This is a genomic window from Gluconacetobacter takamatsuzukensis, from assembly GCF_014174275.1.
Taxonomy (GTDB): domain Bacteria; phylum Pseudomonadota; class Alphaproteobacteria; order Acetobacterales; family Acetobacteraceae; genus Gluconacetobacter; species Gluconacetobacter takamatsuzukensis.
Genome location: NZ_JABEQK010000011.1, coordinates 90,045 through 103,992, shown reverse-complemented (window position 1 = coordinate 103,992; position 13,948 = coordinate 90,045). Strand labels below are relative to the sequence as shown.

10 protein-coding genes and 2 pseudogenes are annotated in these 13,948 nt (G+C 62.2%); 3 read left to right on the top strand and 9 right to left on the bottom strand.

Annotated elements, in window-relative coordinates; translation table 11 throughout:
• Positions 1-31: 31 nt before the first annotated feature.
• Positions 32-256: pseudogene (locus HLH27_RS13845) on the bottom strand (IS701 family transposase); the annotation flags it as partial.
• Between HLH27_RS13845 and HLH27_RS13840 the strand changes: the two are divergent.
• From HLH27_RS13840 to HLH27_RS13830, 3 genes and pseudogenes are all read left to right on the top strand, one after another.
• Positions 252-1,055, top strand: a pseudogene (locus tag HLH27_RS13840) (efflux RND transporter permease subunit); the annotation flags it as partial. The pseudogenes HLH27_RS13845 and HLH27_RS13840 overlap by 5 nt on opposite strands.
• Positions 1,056-1,495: 440 nt before the next feature.
• A complete protein-coding gene (locus tag HLH27_RS13835) occupies positions 1,496-2,197 on the top strand; it encodes a response regulator transcription factor (RefSeq protein WP_182950624.1) in 702 nt (233 codons plus the stop codon).
• A complete protein-coding gene (locus tag HLH27_RS13830) occupies positions 2,187-3,602 on the top strand; it encodes a sensor histidine kinase (RefSeq protein ID WP_246375907.1) in 1,416 nt (471 codons plus the stop codon). Before HLH27_RS13835 ends, HLH27_RS13830 begins: the two co-directional genes overlap by 11 nt.
• Before the next feature lie 769 nt (positions 3,603-4,371).
• On the opposite strand, the gene HLH27_RS13825 is transcribed toward HLH27_RS13830, so the two are convergent.
• Genes HLH27_RS13825 through HLH27_RS13790 form a run of 8 tightly spaced genes read right to left on the bottom strand, consistent with a single transcriptional unit; the run spans position 4,372 to position 13,924 of the window.
• Entirely contained in the window at positions 4,372-4,989 is a 618-nt protein-coding gene (locus HLH27_RS13825; RefSeq protein ID WP_246375906.1) for a polysaccharide biosynthesis/export family protein, read from the bottom strand.
• A 28-nt stretch (positions 4,990-5,017) separates the two neighbouring features.
• Positions 5,018-6,349 (bottom strand): outer membrane beta-barrel protein, encoded by a 1,332-nt coding sequence (locus HLH27_RS13820; protein WP_246375905.1) that lies wholly within the window; start codon positions 6,347-6,349, stop codon positions 5,018-5,020.
• Positions 6,349-7,518 (bottom strand): glycosyltransferase family 4 protein, encoded by a 1,170-nt coding sequence (locus HLH27_RS13815; RefSeq protein WP_182950623.1) that lies wholly within the window; start codon positions 7,516-7,518, stop codon positions 6,349-6,351. Before HLH27_RS13815 ends, HLH27_RS13820 begins: the two co-directional genes overlap by 1 nt.
• Positions 7,519-7,528: 10 nt before the next feature.
• Positions 7,529-9,772 (bottom strand): GumC family protein, encoded by a 2,244-nt coding sequence (locus HLH27_RS13810; protein WP_246375904.1) that lies wholly within the window; start codon positions 9,770-9,772, stop codon positions 7,529-7,531.
• Positions 9,754-10,620 (bottom strand): WecB/TagA/CpsF family glycosyltransferase, encoded by an 867-nt coding sequence (locus HLH27_RS13805; protein WP_246375903.1) that lies wholly within the window; start codon positions 10,618-10,620, stop codon positions 9,754-9,756. The genes HLH27_RS13810 and HLH27_RS13805 overlap by 19 nt, the downstream gene beginning before the upstream one ends.
• Positions 10,610-12,106, bottom strand: coding sequence for an exopolysaccharide biosynthesis polyprenyl glycosylphosphotransferase (locus HLH27_RS13800; protein ID WP_182950622.1), 1,497 nt, complete (start codon positions 12,104-12,106; stop codon positions 10,610-10,612). The genes HLH27_RS13805 and HLH27_RS13800 overlap by 11 nt, the downstream gene beginning before the upstream one ends.
• 56 nt (positions 12,107-12,162) lie before the next feature.
• Positions 12,163-12,597 carry a hypothetical protein gene (locus HLH27_RS13795; RefSeq protein WP_182950621.1) on the bottom strand — a complete coding sequence of 145 codons (435 nt, stop codon included), beginning with the start codon at positions 12,595-12,597 and terminating at the stop codon, positions 12,163-12,165.
• A gap of 1 nt (position 12,598) precedes the next feature.
• A complete protein-coding gene (locus HLH27_RS13790; protein ID WP_182950620.1) occupies positions 12,599-13,924 on the bottom strand; it encodes a UDP-glucose dehydrogenase family protein in 1,326 nt (441 codons plus the stop codon).
• Positions 13,925-13,948 lie beyond the last annotated feature (24 nt).

Sequence of the window (13,948 nt, the reverse complement as noted above, 5' to 3'; positions counted from 1 at the left end):
ATTACGGGCAGGCTGGGCTGGGGCGGTTGGCCTGTGATGGTTTTTTCCGGCCTGCTGCCTTGAGGCGGCAGGATTGGAGAAACGCGAACGCCATCCTGCCCAGCAGAGCGTGCCGATGCAGCCCGATCCACGATCGCCCCTCGAAGTGATCGAGACTGAGTTCCTCCTTCAGTTGCTGACGGGCCTGCTCGCAGACCCATTGTGCCTTGATCGCTCGGGCGAGATCCTTGATCTGCGTGTCGGCCGATAGGTCAGCCGCATCGACCGGTGCGGAAACGATGGTGCCGCTGCCTTTCGTCACCCGTACCATGGCGGGTCTGACACCGCTTGCCATCAACCATCAGGGCAGGAAGTCGCGACCACCATATCCTTCAACCTGCCGACGGGCATGCCCCTTGGCGGGGCCATGCAGGTTGTGGAGGCACAGGTTCTGGCCCTGCATCTGCCGCCTTCGATCCATGGCGCGTTTGTCGGCAATGCCGCGCAACTTCAGAATTCCTCCAGCAGCGAGCCGCTGCTGATCGCGGCCGCGCTGGCGGCGGTCTATATGGTGCTGGGCATCCTGTATGAAAGCTACGTCCATCCTCTGACGATCCTGTCAACCCTGCCCTCGGCCAAGGTGGGTGCGCTTGTGGCCTTGTGGGTATTCGGGGAGGATTTCTCGCTGATGGCCATGATTGGCGTGATTCTCCTGATCGGAATCGTCAGGAAGAACGCCATCATGCTGGTGGATTTTGCCCTGGATGCCGAGCGCGAACGCGGCGTTCCGGCGAAACAGGCAATGCGTGAAGCGGGCCTGCTCCGGTTCCTTCCTATCATGATGACGACATTCGCCGCCGCGCTGGGGGCGTTGCCGCTGATCCTTGGCAATGGCTATGGCAGCCGAACTGCGGCGGCCGCTTGGCATCGCGATTATCAGAGGCCTGGCTGTCAGTCAGGCACTGACACTTTATACCACGCCGATCATCTATCTTTATCTGGGCAGGGTGGCGCGATATTGCTCATCCATCACGCCGGTCCGACAAAAAGATTCCCCGATGAGCATGATGCGATAATTGTCACGGCATACTGTTCGAGAGCCTGGCTGGACATGTGGGTGGCCGAACGGGAGCAGGCCGACAGGGTCGCGCCCGGCGTGCGTTCCGGTGCACCGAAGCGGAGCGGCCTTGATGGTCGCCTGCCGGGCTTTTGCAACAGCCGGTTCAAAACACACCGTACCAGACAATAAGGACCACACCTGTCAAGATAGCATAAAAAAGCGATGCCAGGGATGCGGCGAGACGGAGGTCCATTGTTGTTTCCGATGACATAAGCTTGTGCCGCATCTTCTACCAAAGGGTTGCAATCCGAAAATTAACAAATGCCAATCAGAACCATCTCCGGGCCATTGCCGGTGCTTTCGCCGTGGGTTCTGCTGCTAGGATGCCGCGCATTCCGTCTGGCGCCGGCCTGACGGACAAGGGGGAGGGACGAGCCAAATGATCTTTCTGTTGCCATGGCCCTGACCGCGCGCGCGCGTCTGCTTCTGGTCGAGGATGATTGCGCGACGGCAGCATATCTGCACGAAGGCCTGGCGGAACACGATATCGATGTCTTCGCTGTCGCGAACGGGCCGGATGGGTTACGGCGTGCCCTTTCGGAGCGATGGAGCCTCGTGATTCTCGACCGGATGCTTCCGGGGATGGACGGGTTGGAGATTCTGACCCACATGCGCGAACACGACATCATGACGCCTGTCCTGTTTCTGACGACGATGGACGGTGTGTCCAGCCGCGTCCGTGGTCTTCGCCATGGCGCCGACGATTATATGACCAAGCCGTTTGCGTTGCGGGAGCTGGTCGCGCGGGTGCAGGTCTTGCTGCGCCGGTTCATGCCGTGCCAGCAGGTGACAATGCTGTGTGTATCCGACGTCACGATCGACCTGTTGACCCGGGAGGTCACAAGGCATGGAGACAAGATCAACCTGCAGCCACAGGAGATGAAGCTTCTTGAATATTTCATGCGCAATCATGGAACGATTATCTCGCGCCGAATGCTGCTGAAGGACGTGTGGAACATGGATTTTCCCGTTCGCACCAATATCGTCGAAACGCATCTCTCCCGGCTGCGAGAGAAGCTGGGGCGGCACGGCCAGCCGCTGATCCATACCATCAAGGGTTCCGGTTATGTGATGAAAGAGGCCGATCTTGACCCGTAGGCACTGGCTTGTCGCGATCGGGCGGATTGCCGGAACATCTTCCTTCCGGATCGTGACCGGCTTTGTCGGCTTCTTCCTGCTCTCCGGCATGTTGATCACCGTCCTGACGGGATTTCATAACCAGCATCTGTTCGAGCGCCAGATCCGTCGCGCCATCACCAATGAGGGCAAGGAGACCCTTGCCGCGGCGGGACAGCCCGATGTCGCGCATTTTCTACCTGTAGTTAAAGCCCTTGTCCGCAATGAACCCGGTTTCTTCTATCTTTTGCAGGACAGGTCAGAGAGCGTTGTCGCGGGCAACATGCTGCATCTGAGGCCGGTCACCGGACTACGATGGCTGTCATGGGCGCATCGGATCCCCCGTGACACGCATCAGGTCACGATCTACGGCGAAGGATACCAACTGTCCGATGGTGGCTATTACTTTGTCGGGATCGATGCGTCTCAGCTGACACAACTGAGGCATGATCTGTGGAATACGGTCGCCTGGAGTTTTCTCGGTTTCATGATCCTGGGCCTGGCCGGTGGCATGCTGCTGAGCAATGCCGTTCTGAAACGGATCGAGAGCATCAGCATGACGGCGCGGAGCATCATGCGCGGCAATATCGCGCGCCGTATTCCGCTGCGCGGGACGGGAGACGAATTCGACCATCTGTCGCAGAGCCTCAATGCGATGCTGGGTCAGAATGAAACCCTGATTGTCAGCCTGCGCCAGGTATCGAACGATATCGCGCATGACATGCGAAGCCCCCTTTCGCGCCTGCGGCACAGGCTTGAACGGGCGAAGGATCGCGAGGATACGGTCGATGCGCTGAAAGAACAGATCGACCTGTCGATCGATGAACTCGACAAGGCGCTGGAGATTTTCGCCTCTCTCCTCGACCTCGCACAGATCGAGGCGCGGACACAGAGTGACGAGTTCTGCACGGTGGATCTTGTCGTCCTGGTTACCGAAATGGCGGAGATCTATCAGCCGATCGTCGAAGATCATCGGCAGGTTCTTCGCGTGCGCCACCCGCCTGAGGCGATCGTGACGGGTCAGCCGGTACTGCTGCGCCAGATGCTGGCGAATCTCGTGGAAAACGCGATTCATCATACGCCGTCGGGCAGCACCATCACGATTGAGATCGCGATCGGGAAAGGCGTTGTGCAGCTTGTCGTTTGCGACAATGGCGGCGGTATTCCCGCAGGCGATCTTGAACGGGTGTTTGACCGTTTCGTGCGGCTTGATAACAGCCGTTCAGAAGTGGGGAATGGGTTGGGGCTCAGCATGGTCCGCGCGATCGTGCATCTGCATGCTGGCACCATCACATTGAACGATAACAGGCCCGGCCTGCGCTCCCTGATCGTGCTTCCATGCGAGAACAGGGCACGTATCCTGGCCGATCAGTCATCTGGATCATGACCATTGTGGCACGGCGTTAGCAGAGCTTTTGAGACGGGACCCTGGAATCGTTTCCCGCACAGCCGGCCGGCGCATGCGCCGGGATTCGCGAAACAGGATTACGATTTCGCGATTTATCGCCCCATTGACCATGATGATGACGTCATCGCCTGGACGCAGCGCGACCAGATCTTCGGCAAAGGCGCTGCCGATCGACGGCCTGGTGAAGCTGTTTCGGTTCAAGACCCCGAGATATCGAGAAAAGGCAGATCGAGAAGACCGTCCAGGATGCCTGTCGGCAGGCCTGGCAGGAGATGCCCCATTTTCCTGATCTGGTCGTCTTGAACGTCTGGCTCGAAACCTGGTGCCGAGAGCGCTGGGTCATCTCGCGGTATGCCGGCCGCGCCTCAACGCACGCAATATCGAGGTTTTGTAGTATATAAATCTCAAATTCTATCCGAAGAAAGTAGATTTCAGATGAGTTTTGTTTTCCCTGAATCCGACTATGCGTGGACCGCCGTATTTGTCATCTCACTGATGTCGGTTTGCAGAGAGCAGACATTCGTCCTTTGGCTGCGTACGGCCATGTGCTCTGGTTCCCGGAGTACGCCTTCATCACCGGTGAGGATCACGCTGGAAGGCATGCTCGCTGACCCTGACCGGAAAATGAGAGTCCTGTTGTTGTCCATCGCACCGGGGCAACGCTCGGAACAGTTGCCACGCGAAGGCTTTCTGGGCAGCGCTTGCTCGCGGCCGCGTGCTCTGTGGCATGATGTCGGATGTTTTTTGCTCAGAAATATCGTTCGTAGATTGTTATGACATCGCCCGGTTGTAGAAGAGAGTCGCGCTTCAGCCGACCCTCGACAGTCTGGCTGTCGCCATTGTTGCGTACCGCGCCGGCGTAGCCGGTGACGGCGCGGTAGGTATAGCCGCCGGCCAGGGCCACGGCGCTGAGCGTTGTCATGCCTGGCATGTATGGGTATTGGCCTGGGTGGCTTACTTCGCCCAGCACGAAAATCGGCCGGTATTGTGTGACTTCGACGGAGATGCTGGGGTGATTCAGGATGCCCTTGCCGGCCAGGCGGCTGGCGATGTCGGTCTCCAGCTGGTTCGTTGTCAATCCCATGGCCGGAATCGTGCCGATCAGCGGAAAGGCAATCTGTCCGTTATCGCCGACGGTAAATGTATTGCTGAGCTGCAATTCGTTATAGGTTATCACCCGCAATTGGTCGCCCGCACCCAGACGGTAGGCCGTGTTGGACGGAGGCGGCAGGGGCGGCAGGCTGCTGCCGGGCGCGCAGCCGGCGAGGGGAGCGAGCAGCGTTGCCAGCATGCAGGCGGCCAATGGACGAACCCGACGAGCAGACATGTGGCAAGCATGAGGCAGGCGGGATGGTGCGGCGGTCATGGCGTTCTCCGTTGGCGGATACTGGTCGTTATTCGGCAAAGCTCACGCCCAGCGCGATATAATTGCTGGCAAAGGTCGATCTGCGTCCGGCATACAGCGTGTCGAGCGGCAGGCCGCCATGAGAGTAGTTGTTGACATGGCTGAAGGACAGGTCGGCCGTGACGTAGCGATTGATCGCCCAGTTGGCCGAAACGCCGAACTTGAACAGGGTCTGCGTGCGCGAGCGCGTGCCCGCCACCGTGCGGCCGGTCTGGCTCATGCCGCCTTCCGCGAAGCCGCGCAGAAAGACATTGCGGCGCAGTTCGTGATCGAGCTGGATGCGTCCGTCGGTCACCGTCTGATTGCGCGCGAAGGGCGAGGCGGGATCGAGGATGCGGCGATAGAAAAAGATGCTGACCGTATCCATGCGTGACGGCGACCAGATCGTGTCGATCTCGAAGGTCGGCGTGGTGACGGACGGTGCCGCGCTGCGGGTGAAATGACGTGTTTCGCCGCCTGCCAGCAGGCGGTAACGGATGACCGAATTCGTATCCAGGTCCAGGCCGGCGAAGGCTGCGCCATCGACATAATCGTTGGGTGTCCCGCCCTGTGTGCTCTGATATTGCGCAGCCGATCCGCGCAGGATCATCACGGCGGAATTGCCGGTCGACAGCTCGAAACGCGAGGTCAGGGAGCCGGTTTCGAGGTGATGGCTCAGGCTGCCATAGTCGGTGTCGATGCCGCCGCCGGTCGCCCGGCCGAAGGAATAATCCTCGTAGATCGCCGACGGAATCACGCTGAAGCGCCCGAACAGCTTGGTATAGGTCAGGCGTACATCGTCGGCGGAATAGGGCACGGGGCGCGAGACGCCGAAATTGCCCAGATCCATCGAGGACAGATGCTGCCGGTAATGGGTATATCCCAGCGCCAGGGTGTCCTGTCCCAGCGACAGGGAGCCGCCCGCGCCGGTGGTCCAGTTGGTATAGTCCGCAATGGGAATCCGGGAGAACCGCCGGTCGCTGACCGAGGCGAACAGGCCGAACGCATGGCGTGTCCAGTCCGAATTGACCTTCAGGCCGCCATCCATGACGAATTGCGGGCTCTGCGTATCGGGGGTAGCCAATGTGTTGGTATTGTAGCCGGCGCTGAGGGCGGCCGAGGGGCGCACGAGGAAGTCGCCGACATGGATGCCGGCCGGCTGATGGCTCATCAACTGGTGCATGATGACGGAATCAGCCTGCTCCGGCGATGCGTATCCCGGCAGGTCGGACGGAAAATATTGCGCAATCAATTGGGCCCGTGCCGGGTGGGTCCATGATGCCACGGCCAGGGGGACCATGGGGCCCAGGCGCCGGATGATCGCGGCGAGGCGGGTGGGCATCAGGATGGACTGCCCTCCCGCACCGTATCGAGCGGAACGTGCGTGGCTGGACGGCCCGATGAAGGGTGGATAGCCTCGTACAGGTCCATATAACGTCGGGCGACATCGTTCCAGTCATATCGGGAAGATTCCATGATGGCGCGGCTGCGCAGGGCATGCAGTGCGGTCTCGCCGCGATCATGCAGTGCCAGGATGTCGCGTGCGATGGCGTCCAGGTCGGTAGCCGTTCGTACGATGCCCATGCGTGTCTGGTCGGCCAGACGGCGGAACGGCACGATGTCGCTCAGGACAGGAAGCAGACCGGCGGACAGGGCTTCGACCGCGGCAATGCCGAAACCTTCATGCTCCGACAGGCATGCGTAATAGCTGCTCTGGCCGAACAGGGCCTTCAACTCCTCGTCCGAGGGGGCGATGACGAAGCGTACCGCGTCCGTTACCCCGGCGGCGCGGGCGGCGGCAGCCAGGTCGGCCTGGGACTGGTCGGCCGGGCGCCCGGCGACAATCAGGCGCCAGTCGTCGCCGGAGGCGCGCAGGCGGGCGAGGAGGGGGAACAGCAGGTCGATCTGCTTGTGGCGGGCAAACCGACCGAAGCTGATGAGGGTACGCGTGGGGGCCTCGGCCGACGCGGCATGGAATTTCTGCTGGTTGATCCCGTTTTCGATTGTCAGCAGGCGACGGCCGGCGATCGGTGCGAACATCTGGGCATCGCTGTCGCTGCAGGCCACGATCCGTTCGTACCCACGGATCGAGAGGCGTGTCAGTGTCTGGAACCAGACGGCCTTGATCGCCCCCAGGGCGCGCGTGTGGAAGAAGCCGCCATGCGTGGAGGCCACGAGCGTACGGCGATGCAGCCAGCGTGTCGCAGCCAGGAAATCGAAGAAGAAATCGATGGCATGGACGTGGACGATCGTGGCATCGCCCAGGTGCCGCAAGACGCTCGGTGCGAGGGGATAGCGCGACGAGCCCCGCCAGGCGATCCGCCGGACCGGCACGCCCTGGACGGTGTCGGTTGCCGGCAGGCGGTCGGTCTGGCCGAAGACACGGTCGAGCGTCAGCACGCGGGCATCGTGTCCCAGCAGGTCTCGCTGGATCCGTGCAAGGCTGAGAACCGAATCTTCCATTCCCCCGACCGAGGGGCTGAACTGACGGACGACATGCAGGATTTTCAAGGCTCGTGCCTCACGAATCGTAAGGAAGGGCGATGGGGCGGCGCCGCAGGTAATGCGACGGACCGGGGAAGGCGGCGGCCGAATCCTCGGCCATCGATACGACGACCCCTGCGACCTGCGCTCCATAGGAACGCAGCCGTTCGAGAGACGACAGGATGGCGGTGCGGGACGTTTGCAGCCACCGGCAGACGAACACGGTCTGATCGGCCACCGCGCCGTACACCAGCCCGTCCGGCATGCTCTGCAAGGGAGGGCTGTCGATGATGATCAGGTTGTAGGACCGCCCGAGATCCTTCAACAGGCTGCGCAGGCGGGCGATTTCGGCCGTGTCGAACGAAAACATGCCTGGTGCGCCGGCCGGGATGAAATCGACGCCGCTTTCGGGATCGTGTTGCACGACGTCGGCGACCGAGGCTGCGCCCGACAGAAGCTCGCTCAGGCCCCGCCGGGTCGGAGCGGTATCGCGCCGCTGGCGGTTCTCGCGATGGTCGCCGTCGATGACCAGGACGGGCTGGCCGCCTGTCCGCGCCAGTGTTGCCAGCCAGTTGGCCAGGGAACTCTTGCCTTCGGCCGGCGAGGCCGAGGTGATAGCCACCACCCGGCCGCGCTCTGTCATCGGAGCGGATAGCGACAGTTGCGCCAGCAGGCTGCGCACGGCCTCGCTGGCGGGCGAGAAGGGGGCATCGACGACATGGCGGCGGATCAGGCGCCCGTCGCGTCGGGAAATGCGGGGAATGGCGGTCAGCAGCGGCATGCCGATCATGGTCCGCAACTGCTCGATTTCGCCGAAGCCGGGGGACAGCAGGTCGCGCAGGAAGACGGCACCGGCTGCCGCCGTCAGGGACAGAATGACTACGCCCATCAACAGTTTCTTGCGGTTGGGAAAAGTCGGGGCGTCCGGTGCCGTAGCATGCGAGACGAATGCCACCGGGGGTTGCAGCAGTTCGACACGGTCGACCATTTCCTTCGACCGGCCGAGGAACGCTTCATAGACCTCGCGGGCGCTCTGTGCCTCCTGCACCAGCATGCGGTATTCGGCCTGCGGTGAACTCTGGGTGCCGGCCTGTTCGCGCAGCGTGTCCAGGTTGCGGGTCAGGCGCGTGACTTCGGCGCGGGTCGCGTCGACTTCGGCGTTGATGGAGGCGAGGGCGGCGCCGGTTTCCTGCGCCAGGCTGGCCCGGGCGGCCGCGATCTGCCGGTCCAGACCGGCCAGTTCGGGATGGTGCGGGCCCATCGTGCTGGCCCTCTGCATCCGAGTGCTTTCCAGTTGCGTCAGCGTATTTGCGGCCGCCACCAGAATTGGTTGCTGGGCGAGGGCGATGAGCGCGCGGCTTTGGCCCTGGGCGCCGGCACGGGCCAAGGCGTCGGCCCGCGCCTGGGCTGCGGCCAGGCGGTTCTGGGCCTGCGTGAGGCTGATCGCGGTTTCGGATATCTGCCGGTCGATCAGGGGGCCGTTTCCTGCATCGTCGCCGGTATTGGTCAGATGATGGGCGCTGTTGAACAGGCTGACCTTGGTCGCGGCTTCCAGCCAGCGTTCGCGCAACTGGGCCGTCCGGTTATCCACCCATGCGGCGGTGCGGTTCAGGTCCGCGCGCCGCCGGTCCAGCGCGATCTGCTGATAGGCGGTGACGAAGGCGTTGGCGATGTCCGCCGCGCGCTGTCCATCGGCGGCGTTCACGCTGATGCTGATGATGCGCGAGTGGACGGCCGGCGCGACCGTCACGGCCGCTTGCAACTGGTCGACCTGAGCCTGGAAGACCGAGTCCGGGTGTGTGGGGCCCGGTTTTGCGCATAGCAGGTGGGTGTGGGCGCACAATGCGCCACGCAGGCTGAAGGTCTGCGGTGCCGGGGATGGGGGCAGGGCGCGCAATACCGTGGCGGCTACGTCGCGCGATTGCAGGAGCCCGGCCTGGGTGGCCAGTTCGTCATCCTCGAGCCGGTCTGTCGGCTGGGCGTTCGGAAGGGCGGCCTGATCCGTGCTGGTGGGAGAGACCACGACGGTTGCCGTGGCCATGAACGTGCGTTTCAGCGAGAGGGTCACGCCGCAACCCACGAGGAACGTGCCGGCGCCGACGGCCAGGAACAGCGTGCGATAGCGGCGGACAAGGCGCAGGCCATGCATGAGGATGGCCCGGTTGTCGCGCGCGGGGGGAGCCATTGCCAGAGCGTCGGTCGTGCTGAAATCGTTCATGCCGGAGGGCGATCCCATCGAGGGCCAGAGATCGGTGCGATTGGTCAGGATTCGGTGGGGCAAGATGTGGACCTCCGTCCCAGGTGGAAACGCCAGCGCAGGACATGGTAACCGAAGATCGGCAGTCCGATCAGATAACGACGCCATAACCGTTTCGGTTCGCGGCAAAGGCGAACCAGCCATTCCACACCCATGTTGGCGACCCAGCGCGGTGGCCGCCGGACGCGCCCGGCGGCGTGGTCGACCAGGGCGCCGGCGGTGATGGCGACGGTGGGCGGGAGGCGGTCCCAATTGTCGTACAGCCAGCGTTCCTGCCGGGGCATGCCCATGTTGACCAGCAGCAGGTTCGGGCGGGCCGCGGTGATCTGCCGGATGATGTCCTCGGAATCGGTCGATCCGGGGATGGCGTCGAAGAAGCCGTTGCGGATACCGGCAGTCTGTACGCCGTATCGGACTTCGAAAGCGCGGGCGCCTTCTTCCGCCACCGACTGTTCCCCGCCCAGCCAGAAGATGCGGGCGTCGGCCCCCAGATCCTGCAGGACGGGGCCGATCCATTCGGGGGGTGTGGTGCGGTGCGGGCGCCGGCCGATCAGGAACAGAGCGGCAAGCTGTACGCCTGCCCCGTCGCAGAAGGCAATGTCGGCACGGTCGAACAGGTCGCGCAGCCAGGGCGCGCGCTGGGCCAGGACCATGCAATGGGCATTGGCGTTCACGACCAGCATCCGCGCTTGGCGGCGGGCGGCCTGTGCCACATGGTCGGCCAGTTCATGACGGGGAATATCCAGCAGGCGCAGGCCCATGACCTGCAATTCGTCATAGGGCAGTTCGGCACGGGGCGTCGGGCCGACGGCCCTGGATGGCGGCATTGCGGCGCCGGGGGGCGGGGGAGCGGACAGGGTTTCAGAAGGCATGGCGGCTGACGACCTCCCGCATCACGGTCAGGAACAGGATCTTCAGGTCGAAACGCAGCGACCAGCGCTGCATGTATTCCAGATCCAGGGCGACGCGCCGGCGCAGGTCGTCCAGCGTGACCAGCTGGCCGCGTGCGCCGTTGACCTGTGCCCAGCCGGTGATGCCCGGCTTGACCTGGTGGCGGATGACATATTCCGCCAGTGCGTCGTCCAGCAGCATGCCGTCGGCACGGGTTTGCGGGGCGTGCGGACGAGGGCCGACCAGCGACATTTCGCCGCGCATCACGTTCAGCAATTGCGGCAGTTCGTCGATGCTCAGCCGGCGTAGCCAGCGCCCGACGGGGGTGACGCGCGGATCGTCCCGCGCGGTCTGCCGCGCCGCCATCCTGTCCGACATATCCGTATACATTGTACGGAACTTGAAGATCATGAACATCCGGTTGTTGAAGCCCAGCCGGGGCTGCATGAAGAATACCGGACCGGGAGACGTGGCCTTGATGGCAATTGCGGCCCCGATGATCAGCGGCGACAGCATTACCAGTGCCATCGTGCCCAGGATCCCGTCCAGGATCGTCTTCTTGACAACCTGCCAGTCGGAGAGCGGTCGGCGCTGGAGCACCAGCAGCGGGAAGGGGCCCAACTGCTCGATCGGCAGCAGGACATCGATGCCATGAACTGTATTGGGTACCACGTAGACGTCGGACAGGACGCTGCGCAACTGCCAGATGATCGTGGCAACGTGGTCGACTGGATCGGCGGCGGGCGGGATGGCCAGCACGATGGCATGCAGGGGGTTTTCGCGACTATGAGCGATCAGGTCCAGCAGCGTGCCGTCGGTAATCTGGGGGTTCTGGGCGGTTTCATGGTCGTCGAACACGCCGGCCATGCGGTAGGTCGACCCGGCCTCGTTGGCGATGCGGCTGGCGAAGCGAAGGGCTGTCTCGTCGCTGCCGACGACCGCGATATCGCGGGCCAGTTGCCGTGCGATGGCTGGTCTGCCCAGAAGAAAAATCTCGAAAAAGCGAACAAGAAATAGAAAAAAAGCTGAAATAAGAAGCCATGCCATCGAGAGTTTCAGGCTTGGTGCCAGCGGATGATGCAGCATGTAGAGGACGACGGTATGCAGCAGCGCGCCGATCAGCAGCGGAGGTGCGAGATAGCGTATTTGCGCGGCGGGCTGGCGCACAGTCGGGACGTAAAGCAGGGCCCTGTTCTTGGGAATCATCATGAAACCCAGGGCGGACATCATCTCGGCCAGCGGCAATGCCAGGTGCCAGTCCTGATGGATGATCGAGGGTTCTATCGACGCCGCCATCAGGGTGGATGCAATGATCGTGGCGGTATCTATGCCGCTTATGATGCCGGACAGGACGGAATGACAATAGGGATAGGCATCTGGTTCCGTGATTGCAGGCGCAGCCATCATGGGCAGGCTGCGTTCGGGAAGGCCGAGAGGCTCCTGCAAGGGGCTGTACGATTCGCTCATACAAAGACCTCCATGGACACGGGTTCATTCAAAACCATTCATATGGTCCTGAAACATTAGAGTCTGAAAAAAGACTTTTTTAAGATCATGGACGACGGAAAATATGCCGTCATCGAAATGTCATACGGTGTGGCACGAACAATGGAGGCGCGGGAAATCTGCCCAGGCTGTCTGGGAATTTCCGAGTGACCGGAGCGTATTCTATTGATTCTTCGATAAAATACCAGCGACGGATCCGAGAGATCCGCATATCCGTCATGGATATGCCAAACGCTACACGCAATGGCCTGGGCATGTCCTCTTCCATAAGGGGAAGGAGGCTTGTCCGGGGCTGGAGGGAGAATAAGAAAATAGTTAATTTTCTGTCCAGTTTTTTTATGACTTTTTTCGAATTTTGATAAAATACGTTTTTTCCCGTGGCTTTCCGTGTCGCGTCCCACGATGGCGGGGTCGTGCGCGGGGACGCCGCGCATTGGGAATGGGCGGCTCATGTCAGAGGCGCCCGACCGACTGGTAGCGAAAGCCAAGATCGCGCATTGCCCTGGGTTCCCAGATATTGCGCAGGTCTACGATCACATTTCCCTTCATCAGCTTGCGCAGGCGTTCCGGCGACAGGGCGCGGAATTCGTTCCATTCCGTCAGAACAAGCAGAATGTCGGCGCCTGTTGCGGCATCCAGCGCGTCCTCGCAATAGTGTACGGTCTCGGGGAGAAGGGGGCGCGCGGATTGCATGCCGGCGGGGTCGAACGCGCGCAGATGCGCCCCTTCCCGTGCCAGGCGATGCAGGATGGGGATCGACGAGGCCTCGCGCATGTCGTCGGTCTGGTGTTTGAAGGTCAGGCCCAGGACGCCGATCGTCGTGTTGGCTACCGATCCGCCGTTGGCGGCGATAACACGTTCCGCCATGTGGATTTTTCGTTGGTCGTTGATGTCGACGGTCGTTTCGATCAGCCGCATGGGCGAGCCGGCATCCTGGGCGATGCGAACCAGCGCCAGCGTGTCCTTGGGGAAGCACGATCCACCGAAGCCCGGGCCGGGATGGAGAAATTTGCGGCCGATCCGGTTGTCCAGTCCGATGCCGCGTGCCACGTCATGTACCTCGGCCCCCACCCGTTCGCACAGATCGGCGATTTCGTTGATGAAGGTTACCTTCATCGCCAGGAAGGAATTGGAGGCATATTTCACCAGTTCCGCCGTTTCCAAGCTCGTGAACAGGACAGGTGCCTCGATCAGGTAGAGGGGGCGATAGAGCTGGCGCATGATCTCCATGGCGCGCCCGGTGCCGCCGGGCTTTGTGGTGTCGGTGCCGATGACCACCCGGTCGGGGCGCATGAAATCGCCGATCGCATTGCCTTCACGCAGGAATTCGGGATTCGAGGCGACATCGAAATCCAGTTCGGGCCGGACGCGGCGAATCAGTTCGGCCACCTGCCGGCCGGTGCCCACGGGCACGGTCGATTTGGTGACCACGACCGCATAGTTTTTCATGCTCTTGGCGATCTGTTCGGCTGCCGCGTAGACATAGCGGAGGTCGGCATGTCCGTCGCCGCGACGGCTGGGTGTGCCGACGGCGATAAAGATCACCTCGGCTGCCTGGACGGCCTGTTCGATATCGTCGCCGAAGGTCAGGCGCCCTGCCGCCACATTGTCTGCCACCAGCTTGTCCAGCCCTGGCTCGTAGATCGGGATACGGCCGTCGCGGAGTGCTGCCAGCCGGACGGGATCGGTTTCCACGATGGCCACGTCGGTGCCGAATTCGGCAAAGCAGGCACCGGATACGAGGCCGACATAACCGCCGCCAATCATTGCGATCTGCATGGTCAACTCCTCTGGTACGGGATC

Bases quoted from the DNA above. Each gene is read 5' to 3' on its own strand.
- HLH27_RS13835 (WP_182950624.1), top strand. From the start codon at position 1,496: ATGGCCCTGACCGCGCGCGCGCGTCTGCTTCTGGTCGAGGATGATTGC.
- HLH27_RS13825 (WP_246375906.1), bottom strand. From the start codon at position 4,989: ATGACCGCCGCACCATCCCGCCTGCCTCATGCTTGCCACATGTCTGCT.
- HLH27_RS13820 (WP_246375905.1), bottom strand. From the start codon at position 6,349: ATGCCCACCCGCCTCGCCGCGATCATCCGGCGCCTGGGCCCCATGGTC.
- HLH27_RS13805 (WP_246375903.1), bottom strand. From the start codon at position 10,620: ATGCCTTCTGAAACCCTGTCCGCTCCCCCGCCCCCCGGCGCCGCAATG.
- HLH27_RS13800 (WP_182950622.1), bottom strand. From the start codon at position 12,106: ATGAGCGAATCGTACAGCCCCTTGCAGGAGCCTCTCGGCCTTCCCGAA.
- HLH27_RS13795 (WP_182950621.1), bottom strand. From the start codon at position 12,597: ATGAGCCGCCCATTCCCAATGCGCGGCGTCCCCGCGCACGACCCCGCC.
- HLH27_RS13790 (WP_182950620.1), bottom strand. From the start codon at position 13,924: ATGCAGATCGCAATGATTGGCGGCGGTTATGTCGGCCTCGTATCCGGT.